15 protein-coding genes and 2 tRNA genes are annotated in these 15,835 nt (G+C 63.7%); 10 read left to right on the top strand and 7 right to left on the bottom strand.

The annotated features are described in order from the left end of the window. Nucleotides 1-3 precede the first annotated feature (3 nt). The 5 genes from NLM27_RS07790 to NLM27_RS07770 all read left to right on the top strand — a co-directional run bounded on the left by NLM27_RS07790 (nucleotide 4) and on the right by NLM27_RS07770 (nucleotide 4,128). On the top strand, nucleotides 4-948 hold the full coding sequence (locus NLM27_RS07790) for an alpha-E domain-containing protein (RefSeq protein ID WP_254142787.1): 945 nt from the start codon (nucleotides 4-6) through the stop codon (nucleotides 946-948). Between the two features lie 143 nt (nucleotides 949-1,091). Further along, nucleotides 1,092-1,934: a transglutaminase family protein gene (locus NLM27_RS07785; protein ID WP_254142786.1), complete on the top strand. Its 843-nt coding sequence runs from the start codon at nucleotides 1,092-1,094 to the stop codon at nucleotides 1,932-1,934. A 91-nt stretch (nucleotides 1,935-2,025) separates the two neighbouring features. Then, the gene (locus NLM27_RS07780; RefSeq protein WP_254142785.1) at nucleotides 2,026-2,433 is read left to right on the top strand and encodes a carboxymuconolactone decarboxylase family protein; all 408 of its coding nucleotides are present in this window, start codon (nucleotides 2,026-2,028) and stop codon (nucleotides 2,431-2,433) included. A 152-nt stretch (nucleotides 2,434-2,585) separates the two neighbouring features. Next, entirely contained in the window at nucleotides 2,586-3,344 is a 759-nt protein-coding gene (locus NLM27_RS07775) for a proteasome-type protease (protein ID WP_254142784.1), read from the top strand. Between the two features lie 25 nt (nucleotides 3,345-3,369). Next, a complete protein-coding gene (locus NLM27_RS07770; RefSeq protein WP_254142783.1) occupies nucleotides 3,370-4,128 on the top strand; it encodes an SDR family oxidoreductase in 759 nt (252 codons plus the stop codon). 199 nt (nucleotides 4,129-4,327) lie between these two features. Here the strand turns inward: NLM27_RS07770 and NLM27_RS07765 are convergent, their stop codons facing one another. Next, nucleotides 4,328-5,566, bottom strand: coding sequence for an MFS transporter (locus NLM27_RS07765; protein ID WP_254142782.1), 1,239 nt, complete (start codon nucleotides 5,564-5,566; stop codon nucleotides 4,328-4,330). A gap of 173 nt (nucleotides 5,567-5,739) precedes the next feature. Between NLM27_RS07765 and NLM27_RS07760 the strand changes: the two genes are divergently transcribed. After that, complete coding sequence (locus tag NLM27_RS07760) at nucleotides 5,740-6,990, top strand: NupC/NupG family nucleoside CNT transporter (protein ID WP_254148775.1); 1,251 nt, start codon at nucleotides 5,740-5,742, stop codon at nucleotides 6,988-6,990. A gap of 132 nt (nucleotides 6,991-7,122) precedes the next feature. Here NLM27_RS07760 and NLM27_RS07755 read toward each other — a convergent pair whose 3' ends face one another. Beyond that, nucleotides 7,123-7,662 carry a cupin domain-containing protein gene (locus NLM27_RS07755; protein WP_254142781.1) on the bottom strand — a complete coding sequence of 180 codons (540 nt, stop codon included), beginning with the start codon at nucleotides 7,660-7,662 and terminating at the stop codon, nucleotides 7,123-7,125. A gap of 217 nt (nucleotides 7,663-7,879) precedes the next feature. Between NLM27_RS07755 and NLM27_RS07750 the strand changes: the two genes are divergently transcribed. After that, entirely contained in the window at nucleotides 7,880-10,009 is a 2,130-nt protein-coding gene (locus tag NLM27_RS07750) for a tetratricopeptide repeat protein (RefSeq protein ID WP_254142780.1), read from the top strand. Between the two features lie 7 nt (nucleotides 10,010-10,016). On the opposite strand, the gene NLM27_RS07745 is transcribed toward NLM27_RS07750, so the two are convergent. Further along, entirely contained in the window at nucleotides 10,017-10,304 is a 288-nt protein-coding gene (locus NLM27_RS07745) for an usg protein (RefSeq protein ID WP_254142779.1), read from the bottom strand. A gap of 378 nt (nucleotides 10,305-10,682) precedes the next feature. On the opposite strand from NLM27_RS07745, the gene NLM27_RS07740 reads away from it, so the two are divergent. The 3 genes from NLM27_RS07740 (at nucleotide 10,683) to NLM27_RS07730 (ending at nucleotide 13,117) form a co-directional block, all read left to right on the top strand. Then, nucleotides 10,683-10,997, top strand: coding sequence for a co-chaperone GroES (locus NLM27_RS07740; protein ID WP_014494241.1), 315 nt, complete (start codon nucleotides 10,683-10,685; stop codon nucleotides 10,995-10,997). A 45-nt stretch (nucleotides 10,998-11,042) separates the two neighbouring features. Next, nucleotides 11,043-12,683 (top strand): chaperonin GroEL, encoded by a 1,641-nt coding sequence (groL, locus tag NLM27_RS07735; RefSeq protein WP_254142778.1) that lies wholly within the window; start codon nucleotides 11,043-11,045, stop codon nucleotides 12,681-12,683. 146 nt (nucleotides 12,684-12,829) lie between these two features. After that, nucleotides 12,830-13,117, top strand: a complete 288-nt coding sequence (locus NLM27_RS07730) for a GIY-YIG nuclease family protein (protein WP_254142777.1) — start codon at nucleotides 12,830-12,832, stop codon at nucleotides 13,115-13,117. Nucleotides 13,118-13,191: 74 nt separating this feature from the next. Here the strand turns inward: NLM27_RS07730 and lepB are convergent, their stop codons facing one another. The 4 genes from lepB to NLM27_RS07710 all read right to left on the bottom strand — a co-directional run bounded on the left by lepB (nucleotide 13,192) and on the right by NLM27_RS07710 (nucleotide 15,753). Beyond that, on the bottom strand, nucleotides 13,192-13,947 hold the full coding sequence (lepB, locus tag NLM27_RS07725) for a signal peptidase I (protein WP_254142776.1): 756 nt from the start codon (nucleotides 13,945-13,947) through the stop codon (nucleotides 13,192-13,194). A gap of 160 nt (nucleotides 13,948-14,107) precedes the next feature. Further along, a complete protein-coding gene (locus NLM27_RS07720; RefSeq protein WP_309144794.1) occupies nucleotides 14,108-15,259 on the bottom strand; it encodes a slipin family protein in 1,152 nt (383 codons plus the stop codon). 351 nt (nucleotides 15,260-15,610) lie between these two features. After that, nucleotides 15,611-15,675: transfer RNA gene (locus tag NLM27_RS07715), tRNA-OTHER, on the bottom strand. A gap of 6 nt (nucleotides 15,676-15,681) precedes the next feature. Continuing rightward, a tRNA-Phe gene (locus NLM27_RS07710) sits at nucleotides 15,682-15,753 on the bottom strand. Between the last annotated feature and the right edge of the window lie 82 nt (nucleotides 15,754-15,835).

The raw sequence follows: 15,835 nt of genomic DNA, 5'->3' as shown, positions 1-15,835 counted from the left end.
CAGATGCTGTCGCGTACCGCCGAAAACCTCTACTGGCTCGCCCGCTACGTCGAACGGGCCGAGTATCTCGCGCGCACCATCGATGCGACGCTGCGCGTCACCGCGCTTCCCGCCGCCTATGTCGGCAAGACCAACGAATGGGACTCGGCGCTGCTCACCGCCGGCGTCGCCGCAAGCTTCTATCAGCAATATGAGGAAGCCAACGAGCACAACGTCGTCGACTATCTCTCGTTCTCGGCGGACAATCCGTCCTCGATCAGAAACTGCATCGAGGCCGCGCGGCTGAACTCGCGCTCGGTGCGCACCGCACTGACCAGCGAGATGTGGGACACCATCAACTCCGCCTGGATCGAGCTCCAGGCGGTCTGGAGCAAGGGCACCTCAACGCGCGAGGACCTCGCGAAATTCCTGCGCTTCGTGCAGGAGACCTCGCTGCGCTTCGACGGCTCGGCCTATCGGACCATGCTGCGCAATGACGCCTACTGGTTCTCGCGGATGGGCGTGCATCTGGAGCGCGCCGACAACACCGCGCGCATTCTCGACGTGAAGTATCACGTGCTGTTGCCCGAGGAGGAGCATGTCGGCGGCCCGCTCGACTTCTATCAGTGGAGCTCGATCCTGCGCTCGGTCTCGGCGCTGACGGCCTATCACTGGGTCTATCGCGAGACGCTGAAGCCGTGGCTGATCGCGGATTTGCTCATCCTCAACGACACGCTGCCGCGGTCGCTGGCAAGCTGCTACGGCAATCTCGTGCGCAACCTCGACCAGATCGGCGTCGCCTATGGCCGCCAGGGCCCGGCCCAGCGCCACGCCCGCGGCATCCGCAACCGGCTGGAACACAGCAATATGAACGACATTTTCCAGCATGGCGTGCATGAATTCATTCAGGAATTCATCACCGACAATTCAAGGCTGGGCGAAATCATCACAAGGCAGTATCTGATCTAGTCAGGACCTAACCACTCACCCTTCGTCATTCCGGGGCGATGCGAAGCATCGAACCCGGAATCTCGAGATTCCGGGTCTGGCGCTCGGGCCGCGCTTCGCGCGGTCCCGCCGCGCCATCCCGGAATGACCGATCCAGAAGCACCATGCGCCTGCGAATCCAGCACACCACGACCTATCGCTACGAGCCGCCGGCCACGAGCGTGATCCAGATCCTGCGCATGACGCCCGGCAGCCATGACGGGCAATATCTGGCGGAATGGCAGATCGACGTCTCGACCGACACCAAGCTCGACACCCACGAAGACGCATTCGGCAACGTCACCCACGTGCTGTCCTGCGGGCCGGTCGGCGACATCAAGATCACCGCCGAGGGCCTGATCGAGACCCACGACACCGGCGGCGTGCTGCGCGGCACGGACGAGCGGTTTCCGGCCGGCATGTTCCTGCGCGCAACCGACCTCACCTCCGTCAATCCGGCAATGGCGGCGGTTGCGCGCCAGTTGCGCAGCGAGGCCGAGAGCGACACGCTTGGCTTCCTGCACACGTTGATGACCGAGATCAGCGATCACATGACTTTCGACGAGGACCCGACCACCAGCGGCACCTCGGCGGCCGAAGCCTTCGCGCTCAAGCGCGGCGTCTGCCAAGACTACGCGCACATCTTCATCGCCTGCGCCCGCAGCGGCGGCGTGCCGGCGCGCTTCGTCTCCGGGCACTTCCTGCGCTCGGACGGCACGGTGCATCAGGATGCAGGCCACGCCTGGGCCGAAGCCTACGTGCCCGATCTCGGCTGGGTCGGCTTCGATCCCGCCAACAGCATCTGCGCCACCGACGCCCATGTCCGCGTCGCCATCGGGCTCGACTATCTCGGCGCAGCGCCGGTGCGCGGCACCCGTTATGGCGGCGGCACGGAGACGCTGACGGTGGTTGTCAAGGTCGAGCAGGCCGGCCGCGCCGGGCAGTCGCAATCTCAGTGGCAGAGCTAGGCGCCGCTGCATCTCCCTCACGAGGCGTTGCCGACCAACCGCACGAGCCGTGCTACAATCGCACGATCAGACCAGGCCTGCGAGGTAGCCCATGGCGACTGTGAAACTGCTTTCGGACGATGAGCTCTCCAGCGAGGCCCGCGCCGTTTTCGACGATATCCGCAACGTCCGAAAGTCGGATTTCGTCAACAATTTCTGGCGCGCGCTGGCGCATGATCCGAAGACGCTGCGGCGGACCTGGGAGAGCATCAAGGAGGTGATGGCCCCCGGCGCGCTCGACCCCAAGGTCAAGGAGATGCTTTACGTCGCGGTTTCGATCGCACATGGCTGCAGCTACTGCATCCATTCCCACACCGCCGCCGCACGGGCCAAGGGCATGACCGAGGCCGAATATGGCGAGCTGCTCGCGATCGTCGGCATGGCCGCGGAGACGAACCGGCTGGTCACCGCGCTCGGCGTGCCCGTCGACGAGGCGTTTCTCGTCGATGCCGCGGATTGAGGTGGGTAGTCGCAGCGGCAAAACTCATATGTCATTCCGGGGCGCGACGAAGTCGCGAGCCCGGAATGACGGCCTTGCCCCCGGGAATCGGGGGTTGGACCGGCCCCCGAAATTGGCTAGTAATTCCGCGCAAACGCGTTCGGGGACTGGAAATGACCTATTGTTGCGGAATCCTGGTTCGGGACGGTCTGGTGATGATCGCCGATACCCGCACCAATGCCGGCCTCGACAACGTCTCGACCTTCCGCAAGCTGCACATCTTCTCCAAGCCCGGTGAGCGCATCATGGCGATCGCCAGCGCCGGCAATCTCGCCATCAGCCAGTCGGTGCTGTCGACGCTGACCGAAGGCTTGGAAGACCCCAACACGGGCGAGGTCGAGACGCTGATGAACGCGCCGACCATGTTCCAGGCGGCGCAGCGCATCGGCCGGGCGATCCGGGCGGTACACGCCACCGAAGGGCCGGCGCTGAGATCCGAGGACGTCTCCTTCGACGTCTCCTTCCTGTTCGGCGGCCAGATCAAGGGCTCCCGGATGCGCCTGTTCATGATCTACACCGCCGGCAATTTCATCGAGTGCACCACCGACACGCCCTACTTGCAGATCGGCGAGCACAAATACGGCAAGCCGGTGCTCGACCGCGCCATGCACTATGACGTCGAGCTCTACGAGGCACTGAAGACCGGCCTGATCTCGATGGACTCGACCATGCGCTCGAATCTCGGCGTCGGCCTGCCGATCGACGTGCTGGTGGTGCGTAGCGACGCCTGCGAGGCCGATCTCAATCACCGCATCGAGGCCGGCGAGCCCTATTTCCACGATCTGCGCTCGCGCTGGTCGGCAGCGCTGCGCGCGGCGCATCAGAACATTCCACGCCCGCCCTACAAGAACGAAAAAGAATCCAAAACCTGACAGCTAAGAGAAAAGGCAGGAAACGATGAGCGAAGCAAACAAGATCGCATTGGTGACGGGCGCTGGCACCGGCGTCGGACGTGCGGCGTCGCTGGCGCTAATGAACGCCGGCTTCACCGTAGTGCTCACAGGCCGCCGGCTCGACATGCTCGAGGAGACCGCGAAGCTCGGCCCCGCGGGCAAAAGCCTCTGCGTCACCGCCGACATGACCAAGCCGGATTCGATCGCGGCGCTGTTTGACAAAGTGAAGGCGACCTACGGCCGATTGGATGTGCTCTTCAACAATGCCGGCATGGGCGCACCCGCCGTGAACTTCGAGGATCTCAGCCTCGAGCAGTGGCAGGCGGTGGTGAACACCAACCTCACCGGCCCGTTCCTGTGCACCCAGCACGCCTTCCGCATCATGAAGGACCAGAACCCGCGCGGCGGTCGCATCATCAACAACGGCTCGATCTCGGCGCATGCGCCGCGGCCGTTCTCGGCGGCCTACACCTCGACCAAGCACGCCATCACCGGCCTCACCAAGGCCTCCAACCTCGACGGCCGCATGTACGACATCGCGGTCGGCCAGGTCGACATCGGCAATGCCGCAACGCCGATGACCGACCGCATGGTCAACGGCCCAGGCGTGCTGCAACCGGACGGCACCACCAAGCACGAGCCGCGCATGGATGCCAAGGCGGTCGGCGATGCCGTTGCCTACATGGCGAGCCTGCCGCTCGATGCCAACGTGCTGACCATGACGGTGATGGCGACCAAGATGCCGTTCGTCGGACGGGGCTGAAATAAAACGCGAAAACAACCCCATGCACAGTAGGCTTCGTGGGGTTGTGACGTCCTCGGCAATCCGGATGACGTCGGCTAAATCGCCGCGCTGCCTCCGCAATCGTCATTGCGAGCGCAGCGAAGCAATCCAGACTATCGCTGCGGCAAGATTCTGGATTGCTTCGCTGCGCTCGCAATGACGCGGAGAGAGCGGAGGCCTACTCCAAGCTCTGCACCTGGCGCAGGCTCGGGAACAGCTTCATCCAGAGCAGCGCCACCGCAACGGTGGCAACGCCGCCGAGCACCGCGGCCGGCATCGCGCCGAGCAGTGCGGCTGCCACCCCGCTCTCGAACTGGCCGAGCTGGTTGGAGGCATTGATGAACAGGAAGTTCACCGCGCCGACGCGGCCGCGCATCTCGTCCGGCGTTGCGAGCTGCACCAACGAGAAGCGGATCACGACGCTGATCGTATCGGCCGCTCCCAAAATCGCCAGCGCGAGTACCGACAGCCACATCCAGGATGACAGCGCGAACACGATGGTGGCGAGGCCGAACACGATCACAGCCTGGAACATGCGCAAGCCCACGTGACGCGAGATGGCGTGACGGGCCAGCACCATGGTCATCAGGAGTGCGCCGACGGCAGGCGCCGCACGCAGCACGCCGAGCCCGACCGGGCCGGCCTGGAGGATGTCGCGGGCATAGATCGGCAGCAGTGCGGTGACGCCGCCGAACAATACAGCGAACAGATCGAGCGAGATGGTGCCGAGGATCGCCGGATTGCCGCGGATGAAGCGGACGCCGGCAAAGATGTTGTCCGAGCTCGTTCCCTCCTTGGCCACCGCCTGCGGGCGCGGCCGGATGAAGCCGGTCAGGATCATCCCAAAAATCCAAAACAGCACCATCACCGCATAAGCGAGATGCGGCGCGACGGCGTACGCAAAGCCGCCGAGCGCCGGCCCCGTGATGGTCGCAACCTGCGCCGCGCCACTCGAGATCGCAGTGGCGCGCTGGAGCGAGCCCTGCGGCGCGATCAGCGGCAGCAGTGCCGCCGTGGTCGGGCTCTCGAAGGCGCCGGCGATGCCGAGCACGAAGGTCGCGATGAAGATCTGCACTTCGCTGACTGCGCCGAGATAGGTGATGAGGGCCAGATAGAGCGCGGTCGCAGCTTCCACGAGCTGGCAGAGCTGGACCACGCGCTTCCGCTCGTAGCGGTCGGCGGCATGGCCGGCGACGAATACCAGGAGTGCGGTGGGAAGGAACTGCACAAGGCCGACCATACCGAGGTCGAAGGCCGAGCCGGTGAGATCGTAGATCTGCCAGCCGATCGCGACCGCCGCGATCTGGCTGGAAAAGCGCGACAGGCTGCGCGACAGCAGGAAGAACAGGAACGCCCGGTGGGAGAGGAGCGCGCGGGCACTGACTGGCGGATGTCCGGATATTGGCTGCTCTGGCATCGCCTGTTGGATCGTCTTTTGGGTCACCCTCGGACCGTCCGCCCCCTGATCTCGACGTGCCCCCGCGTGACTGAGGCGGACCGGCTTGTCAACAGCGGGAGGCCCCCCGCATGTCCCGGCATTGCCTTTGCACCGCAGGCGCGGCCATAATCATTGAGGGTTTTGGGGACATCATGCTGCGCCTGCAATCGGCACTCGGCATTTTCGCATTGCTGCTGATCGCGTTCGCGTTGGCAGAGAATCGCCGTGCGGTCTCGTTGCGGCAGGCGGCGATCGGCCTCGTCGCCACCTTCGTCACCGCCATCGTCCTCCTGAAGCTGCCGATCGTCGCGCGCGCCTTCGGCGCCATCAACGACGCGGTCGGCGCGATCTCCGCGGCCTCGCGCGCCGGCTCCTCCTTCGTGTTCGGCTATGTCGGGGGCGGTCCCCTGCCCTTCGATCTGAAGGTGCCGGGCGCCGATTTCATCCTGGCATTCCAGGCGCTGCCGATCGTGCTGGTGATGAGCGTGCTGACGACGCTGCTGTTCTATTGGCGGGTGCTGCCGCCTGTCGTGCGCGGCATGGCCTGGCTGCTGGAGCGCACGCTCGGTGTCGGCGGTGCGGTCGGGCTGTCGACCGCCGCCAACATCTTCCTCGGCATGGTCGAGGCGCCGCTGTTCGTGCGGCCATATCTGAAGCAGATGACCCGCAGCGAGCTGTTCCTGGTGATGACCGGCGGCATGGCGGGCATCGCCGGCACCGTGCTGGTGCTCTATGCGACGCTGCTTGCTCCCCTGATCCCTGATGCCGCAGCGCATTTCGTCATCGCCTCCGTGCTGGGCGCGCCGGCCGCAATCCTCGTCAGCCTGATCATGGTGCCAGAGACATCCGACAGGCGCACCGGCGGCGCGCTGGAAGACCCCGAGATGGAGGTCTCCGGCACGATGGATGCGATCGTGAAGGGCACCAGCGCGGGAATCGAGCTGCTGATCAACATCGTTGCCATGTTGCTGGTGCTGGTGGCGCTGGTCTATCTCGTCAATGCCATCCTTGGCCTGTTGCCTGATATCGGCGGCGCCGCGATCTCGCTTCAGCGCCTGCTTGGGCTCGTGATGGCGCCGGTGTGCTGGCTGATGGGGTTGCCGTGGGACCAGGCAGTGACGGCCGGCAGCCTGATGGGCACCAAGACCGTGCTCAACGAGCTGATCGCCTATGTCGATTTCTCGAAACTACCGCCTGATGCGCTCGACCCGCGCTCGCGCCTGATCATGCTCTACGCGATGTGCGGCTTCGCCAATTTCGCCAGCCTCGGTATCATGATCGGCGGCTTAGGGGTGATGGCGCCGGAGCGGCGCCAGGAGATCAACGCGCTCGGGCTGAAATCGATCGTGTCGGGGACGTTGACGACGTGCCTGATGGGGGCGGTGGTGGGGGTGCTGGCGTAGGCTCTCTCGACCGTCATTGCGAGCGGAGCGAAGCAATCCAGAAATGTATCCGAAGAGACAGCCTGGATTGCTTCGTCGCAAGAGCTCCTCGCAATGACGCGTGGAGAGATGTGTGCGCGTTTCCGGCAGCGCCTACGCCTTCAACTCCACCGTCCGAAACTCCGCAGGCAAGATCACCTCCAGCAGTTCGACGTCGTCCGAATAGTCCAGGATCATGTGCTTGATCTTCGGCGGCTGGGTCCAGGCGCTACCTTCCTTCATCAGGGTCTCGCCCTGGCCGTCCATGTAGGTCTTCACCCAGCCCTTGAGCACGTAGACCATCTGGAAGTCGACGTCGTGGAAGTGCAGTTTTGACACTTCAGCCGGATCGCAGGGGCCTTGCAGGCGGATGACATGCGCCTGCGCGAGGCCGTGGGTTGCGTCGGCGATGCCGAGGTCGCGGTATTTTGCGTAAGTGCGTAGGCCGTCGGCTTTGAAATCCTCTTCGCGATGATGACTGACTGCGATGCGCTGCTTGGGACGAGCGGGCTTTTTCGGCGCGCTCTTGGCGGGCGCAGTGCGCACCTTCGCCTTCACCGCCTTGCGCGCAGAGGATCGCGCCGCGGCCTTGGCGCCGCTCCGCTTCTTCACCGCGGTTTTCGTTGCGGGTCTTGATGCTTTTTGCCTGGCCATTGTCTGCCTCCCTGATCTGAGCCGCGCCCGCCGAATGGGTAGACCCGAAGACAGACTATCCAGTCTTGGACGAGGCAGCAATTGCGACGCTTAGGGATAGTAACTCGACGACCCCATCGATCGTAGCTTGTCCCAGGCTGTCGTGGCGAAGGGCCATCGTCTCGTATTGGTTCTCGCGCTGAATTAGTCTCGCCGGGAGATTCCGGGGGATTGATTCATGGGCAACAGCGTAGGTCAACGTGCATTTCAAAAGGCGCGGCTTCAGAAACGACAAAAAGCCGAAGTCCTGCCAATGCTCGGGCACGCGCTCCAGCTGCATAAGATGGGGCTTCTCCCCGAGGCCCAGACTGCCTATCGGCAACTCCTGCAGCTTGCGCCCAACCAATTCATCGCGCTGCATATGCTCGGCACTTTGGAGTCTGATGCGAAAAACTATCAGCAAGCCGAGATTCTGCTGAACCGAGCGGTTGCCGTGGATTCGCGATCTGCCGAAGCTCATATGAGCCTGGGCGTCGCGCTCAACGGGCAACGACGCCACGAGGAGGCCCGCGAGAGCTATCGAAAGGCCCTCGCCTTGCGACCCGACTACGCCCTGGCCCTATCCAATCTCGGCAACGCGAACGTGGCCCTTGAACTTGTCCAGGATGCGCTCGAGAGCTACGACAAGGCGCTCGCCCTCGACGCAAGCCTTTCTGAAGCCCACAACGGCCGGGGTTGGGCACTCTGCCGTCGGCGCAACTATGATGAGGCTCTCGCAAGCTTGAACCGCGCGATATCGATCAAGCGTGACTATCCCGCGGCGCTGGCGAACCGCGCGGTCGCGTTGCGGGAACTTCAGCGTTTTGACGAAGCCCTGGCAGACGGCAATCGGGCAATCGCGCTGGCCCCCGACGACGCGAATGGGTGGCTCGCGCGGGCCAGTGTCTTGCTCGCAATCCAGCAGATTGCCCAGGCATCGCACGATTGCGAGCAGGCCCTCGCGATCGCTCCCGATTCCATTCAGGCTCACCTGGTGCTGGGCCTTTGCCTCGCCGGACTTGGCCGGGTCGACGAAGCCCTCGCCAGTTTCGACAGAGCCCTCGACATCCAGCCTGACCTCCAGAGCGCGATCTCCAACAAGATATTCACGCTCGATTTTGCGGGGGATGCCACCGTTGAGCGGCATCAGCAGGCGCGGCAGGTGTGGTGGGAGCGTGTCGGCGCGAAGATCGCGTCAGAAGCGTCGGGACCGCACGACAACAGCCGCGAGCCGGATCGCCGTCTGGTGCTTGGCTATGTCTCGTCGGATTTCAACGCGCATTCGGCCGCGTTGATTTTCAAGCCGGTCCTTCAACACCATGACCGGGCACAGTTCGAGATCGTGTGCTACGCCTGCTCGTCGAAAGTGGACGCTACGACCAGCGAATTTCGGGAGATCGCGGATCGCTGGCGCGACGCTTCGCAATGGACCGAGGATCGCCTCGCCGCCGAGATCCGCGCCGATGGCGTCGATATCCTGATCGATCTGTCCGGCCATACCAGGGGAAACCGCCTCGGCGTGTTTGCGCGCAAGCCGGCACCGATCCAGGTCCATGGCTGGGGCCACGGCACCGGCACCGGGCTGCCGACGATCGATTACCTGTTCTCGGACCCGGTCGCAATTCCTCACGAGGTTCGGCATCTGTTTGCGGAGACCGTTGTCGACCTGCCGTGCTTTGTGACGCTGGCGCCGTTGCCGGCCGGGATCGCGCGGGCGCAGGCGCCGGCGATCTCGAACGGCTTCGTCACATTCGGCGTCTTCAACCGCATCAGCAAGATTTCGGACGAGGCGGCGGAAGCCTGGTCCAGGGTTCTCGAGCGGGTGCCGGGTTCGCGACTGCTGATCAAGGATGTTGCGCTGGACGACCGGCTGGTCCGCGAGAATTTGCTGGCGCGGTTCGAGACTTGCGGATTGCCGGCCGAACGCGTCGATCTGCTCGGCGCCACCTTGCGAAGCGAGCATCTGGCGACGTTCAATCGCGTCGATATCTGCCTCGACCCGTTCCCGCAGAATGGCGGCGTCAGCACATGGGAAGCCCTGCAGATGGGCGTGCCGGTGGTCGCGAAACTCGGCAACAGCCTGCCCAGCCGTGCTGCCGGCGCCATCCTCACGGCGCTTGGCCTGCCGGACTGGGTCGCCGATAGCGAAGAGGCCTATGTCGAAATCGCAGTTGGCCGTGCGGCTGAGATCACCGACCTCGACAGATTGCGCCGCGAACTGCCCGGACAGATCGACGCTGCAGCCGCCAGCAACCCAGTCTCATACGGGCGAGCAGTGGACGACGCCTATCGCGCGATGTGGAAACGCTATTGCAACGGCGGCATCTGATCTCTGCTCAATGCAGCCGAAACACGCCATCCACGGCCCGCAGCTCGGCCGGCTTGATCAGCTTCGAATGCGCGACTGTGACCGAATGGAGCGGGCCGTCTAGCTTTTCCTGCCAGAACGCCAGGAAATCCTTCAACGCCGGAAATTTCGGAAACATGTCGTAGTTCTGCCAGACGTAAGTCTGGAGCAAAGAGGGATGATCGGGCATCCGATAGAGAATTTGCGCCGTCGTCAGCCCGTAACCCGCAAGCTGTTTCCGGAAATCATCGGAAACGCCCCCACTCCGCACGCCCATGCCAACCTCCTTTGCAGGAGCGCATTCAAGGGGCGGCCTGGTCGGTGTGCGCCTTACGAGCCACCCGGAATCGATGCGCTCACATGAGAGAAATGTGACGCAAACTGACAATCCATCTCAAGCCCAAAAGTTTAACAAGCTGTTGAAATTCAATGCATTAGCAGCAGATGGGACACCGTGCTAATACTGGCGCGGCCTCGGTTAACGATGGAAAAGAAATTCTGGCAGTCCGCGCTTCCGGGTGCTGATTTTTCTGCTAGAAGCCCTTGCCCCCGCAAAATTCCTGTCCTATTTCAACCTCGCCCGTGCTAGCACTCGCGGGCATCGATTGCTAACAATCTGAAAATATCAACTCGTGCAAATGGTTAGGAGGACTGCATGAAATTCCGTCCGCTTCACGACCGCGTCGTGGTCAAGCGCATCGACGCAGAAGAGAAGACCGCTGGCGGCATCATCATTCCCGACACTGCCAAGGAAAAGCCCTCACAGGGTGAAGTCGTCGCCGTTGGCCCGGGTGGCCGCGACGAAGCCGGCAAGCTGATCCCGATCGACCTGAAGGTCGGCGACCGCGTGCTGTTCGGCAAGTGGTCCGGCACCGAGGTCAAGATCGACGGCGTCGATCTCTTGATCATGAAGGAAAGCGACATCATGGGCGTCCTCGACGTCCCCGCTTCCAAGAAGAAGGCGGCCTAAGAGCCCCTCTTTCCCTCCAGTCACACATCTCAAGGAAAATTCCAGATGGCAGCCAAAGAAGTCAAATTCTCGGTTGAAGCGCGCGACAAGATGCTGCGCGGCGTCGACATCCTCGCCAATGCGGTGAAGGTCACGCTCGGTCCGAAGGGCCGCAACGTCGTGCTCGACAAGTCGTTCGGCGCTCCCCGCATCACCAAGGACGGCGTCACCGTCGCCAAGGAGATCGAGCTCGAGGACAAGTTCGAGAACATGGGCGCCCAGATGGTGCGCGAAGTCGCCTCCAAGTCCGCTGACGCGGCCGGCGACGGCACCACCACCGCGACCGTGCTCGCGGCCGCGATCGTGAAGGAAGGCGCCAAGTCGGTTGCCGCCGGCATGAACCCGATGGACCTCAAGCGCGGCATCGACCTCGCGGTCGAAGCCGTGGTTGCGGACCTCCAGAAGAACTCCAAGAAGGTCACCTCGAACGACGAGATCGCCCAGGTCGGTACCATCTCGGCCAACGGCGACGCCGAGATCGGCAAGTTCCTCTCCGACGCCATGAAGAAGGTCGGCAACGAGGGTGTCATCACCGTCGAGGAAGCCAAGTCGCTCGAGACCGAGCTCGACGTCGTCGAGGGCATGCAGTTCGACCGCGGCTACATCTCGCCGTACTTCGTCACCAACGCCGACAAGATGCGCGTTGAGATGGAGGACGCCTACATCCTCATCAACGAGAAGAAGCTCTCCTCGCTGAACGAGCTGCTGCCGTTGCTCGAGGCCGTGGTGCAAACCGGCAAGCCGCTGGTCATCGTCGCCGAGGACGTCGAAGGCGAAGCCCTCGCGACCCTCGTCGTGAACCGTCTGCGCGGCGGCCTCAAGGTTGCGGCCGTCAAGGCTCCGGGCTTCGGCGATCGCCGCAAGGCCATGCTGCAGGACATCGCGATCCTGACCGGCGGCCAGGCGATCTCGGAAGATCTCGGCATCAAGCTCGAGAACGTCACGCTCAACATGCTCGGTCGCGCCAAGAAGGTGATGATCGACAAGGAGAACACCACGATCGTCAACGGCGCCGGCAAGAAGGCCGACATCGAGGCGCGCGTGGCCCAGATCAAGGCGCAGATCGAGGAGACCACCTCGGACTACGATCGTGAGAAGCTCCAGGAGCGTCTCGCCAAGCTCGCGGGCGGCGTCGCGGTGATCCGCGTTGGCGGCGCCACCGAGGTCGAGGTGAAGGAGCGCAAGGATCGCGTTGATGACGCGATGCATGCGACCCGCGCGGCCGTGGAAGAAGGCATCGTTCCGGGCGGCGGCGTCGCCCTGCTCCGTGCCTCCGAGCAGCTCAAGGGCCTGCGCACCAAGAACGACGACCAGAAGACCGGCGTCGAGATCGTGCGCAAGGCGCTGTCGGCCCCCGCTCGCCAGATCGCGATCAACGCCGGTGAAGACGGCTCGGTGATCGTCGGCAAGATCCTGGAGAACAAGGCCTACAATTACGGCTTCGACTCCCAGACCGGCGAATATGCCGACCTCGTCAAGAAGGGCATCATCGACCCGACCAAGGTGGTCCGCACCGCGATCCAGAACGCTGCCTCGGTTGCGGCGCTCCTGATCACCACGGAAGCCATGGTCGCCGAGCTGCCCAAGAAGGGCGGCGCTGGCCCCGCGATGCCTCCGGGCGGCGGCATGGGCGGCATGGACTTCTGATCCAGCCGATCAGGCAAGCGACGAATGCGAAACCCCGGCAGCGATGCCGGGGTTTTTGTTTTTGATGATACACGCCAACGTGGTAGTCTGGGTCATTCCGAGGCGCGACGAAGTCGCGAGCCCGGAATCAATTGCACCACTTGCTCATGGCCTATTACGTCTACCTCCTCGCCAGCAAGAAATACGGCACGCTCTACATCGGCGTGACGAATGACATCATCCGCCGCATCCATGAACATAAGAGCAGAGTCGCCGCAGGTTTCAGCAAGCGGTACTCCGTCGACCGGCTGGTTTGGTTCGAAATCTACGAGGATCCCGTCACAGCCATCACGCGCGAGAAGGAATTGAAGAAGTGGCGACGGGAATGGAAGATCCGGCTTATTGAGGAGCAGAATCCTCAGTGGATCGATTTGTATCAGCAGATTACGAACTGAGATTGCGGATCAATGGATTCCGGGCTCGCGCCCAAGAGGGCGCGCCCCGGAATGACGGAGGAGAGACCTTGGCCTCACTCCACCTTCCCGAGCCGCTCCATGTGCGGCTCGCCGTCTTCGTCGAGCGACCAGAATATCCGCGTCACCTTGCCGACGAGATTGTCCATCGGGATGAATCCCATCGCCGGCATGCGGCTGTCGGAGGAATTGTCGCGGTTGTCGCCGAGCACGAAGAAATGGCCTGATGGCACGGTGAAGACGCCGGTGTTGTCGAGATAGCTATTGTCGACGCAGTCGTAGGTCTCGTAGGACGCGCCGCTCGGCAGCGTCTCGCGCCAGCGCTTGACCTTGACGCCGCCATCGACACCGCAAGCGTTGTTGGCGAGCCCGTTCGCGAGCGCGACGCGCGTCACCGGTCTTTCATTGAGGAAAAGCTGCCCCTGGCGCATCTGGATGCGGTCGCCGGGCAGCCCGACCACGCGCTTGACGTAATCGACCGAAGTGTCTTTCGGCGTCCGGAACACGACGATGTCCCCATGCTTCGGCTCGGCGGCGAAGATGCGGCCCGAGATCCAGGTCGGCGAGAAGGGGAAGGAATAGCGGCCGTAACCATAGGCATATTTGGCAGCAAAGACGTAGTCGCCGACCATCAGCGTCGGCGCCATCGAATTGGAAGGGATGTTGAACGGTTGATACAGGAAGAAGCGAAACAGGAATGGCGGCGACCACAGCACCGGGATCAGGAAAATCAGGATGATGATCGCTTTCCATTCCCGCGACTGCGCCGACGACCGCGCCGGCGGCGGGATCGCTTCCTGAAGAATGGTCATGCAGCTGCCCTGATGAAATCGGTGTCGGCGCGAGATTACGCAACTCTTGCGCGCGTGCAATCCCCGCTCCGTGATCTTGGTCGCACTGGCGCGGCCAGGCGTTCACCGCAAGGCAACGCAACGGATATGTGAAGGGCCGCCCTTGGGCGGCCCTTCGGTTTCACGCGCTCTCGGGCGCCTTCAGGCGCACGAGCCGGGTCAGGAGAGCATCGAGACCCTCGCCGTTGCCAGCGTGGAGATCGATGCGGCCGACCTTCTCGACCAGCCGCTCCAGCGACTCCAGCTCCTTGAGCCGCAGCAGCAGGGGGTTCTCCTCCATCAGGCGGGCGGTGTTCAGGAGCGAACGCGTCGCCGCAGTCTCCTCCTGCCGGCGGATCAGGTTCGCCTTGGCGACCCGCTCCGCCTCCACCACCTTGTTCACCAACTCCCGGATCTCGCCGGGCAGGATCACGTCCTTGACGCCGAGCTCGGTCACCTCCACGCCGGACTCACTGACGCGTGCCCGCACATAGTCGCGCAGCTCAGCATCCAGCGCCGCCTTCGCGGACAGCACCTCGTCCAGCGTCCGGCCGGCGACCGCCTCGCGGATCGCGAACTGCACCAGGCGGTACAGCCACGCATCCACGTCGGGCACGGTCGCAACCGTCCGCTCGGGATCGACCACCCGGCGGAACGCCGTCAGCGTCACCCGCAGCGCGATGCGATCCTTGGTCAGCATCTCCTGCGCGGTGATCTCGACCGCCTGGGGCCGCAGGTCGAGGCGCTTCACCTCGATCTTGCGGCCGACGGTCCAGAACGCGTGCCGGCCGGGCGCGAGCCGCTCCACCAGCCGGCCCTCGACATAGAGCAGGCCTGCCTCGTGGTTCTCGACCACCGTCTCGCTCATGACGGCGGAGCGGCTGCGCTCGATCATGGTCAGGTGCCGCGCGTCGACCCTGACATCGCTGGACACATCGATGCGCTCGACATCGATGCTCGTTGCGACCTTCCAGTAGACGCGCACCTGCCAGGGCGTCATCAGATGCACGGGCCGGCCGTCGAGGCTGACGATGGCAATCTCGTCCGCCTTGGTCTCGACCGCCTCGAACAGCTCGGCGGCAAGATCAGGCCGCGCGGCCTTCAGCACCGCGTAGCGATCCGCAGGGAATTCGCTGCGGACCACGTCGAGCACCTCGGCCTTCAGCGCGTGCAGGGGATCGAACAGCCGGTGCTTGCCGGGCGCGAGCACGCGCGCGAGCTGCCCGTTGCGCGTGAGCAGCGCACGCTCGCCATCCTTCACCGTCACGTTCAGCATCAGCAAATGCCAGCTCATGTTCAAAGTCATTGGCACGCCTCCATCGTTTTGCGTCCGGCGAAGACCGCCGGACAAACAGGTTTCATTGCAAAGGACGTGAGGACGCGGACGACGCTTCCCGGGAAACCGGCGGACCGGGGCTTGAGCTTGCACGACGACGGGCGCACGCGCGCGATCGCGCGACGCGTGTCGCGCGGTCATGCGGAGCCACCCGGCATCAGCGCAAGCGGTATCTACCCGCGGCGCAAAGCCGGTCTCACAGTGTCTAGGTTCGGACGGAAAGCCTTTCGGCAAAACGGCCGGACTGCGACTGAAGCGCGCGTCCGGTCCCCTTGAGAGGAATCAGCCTTTCAGGCTGAAACGGAGCGCTGGAGCGGGATTCGAACCCGCGACCCGATGATTAATGTCACCTGCTCTACCCAACTGAGCTATCCTTTGGTTGGTGCAAGAAATCGGAATCGAACCGATGCCTCCGGATTTTACCCCGACGCTCTCCATGAGCTACATCCTGCATCTTCATTCGGCGGAACACGAAACCGGAGACCGGCCCGCGCCAGTCGGGATCTCAGAGAGCCCGAACACATGGCCTAGCGA

It is taken from the genome of Bradyrhizobium sp. CCGB12 (genome assembly GCF_024199845.1).
Taxonomy (GTDB): Bacteria; Pseudomonadota; Alphaproteobacteria; order Rhizobiales; family Xanthobacteraceae; genus Bradyrhizobium.
This window is presented reverse-complemented; position numbering and strand designations above follow the sequence as displayed.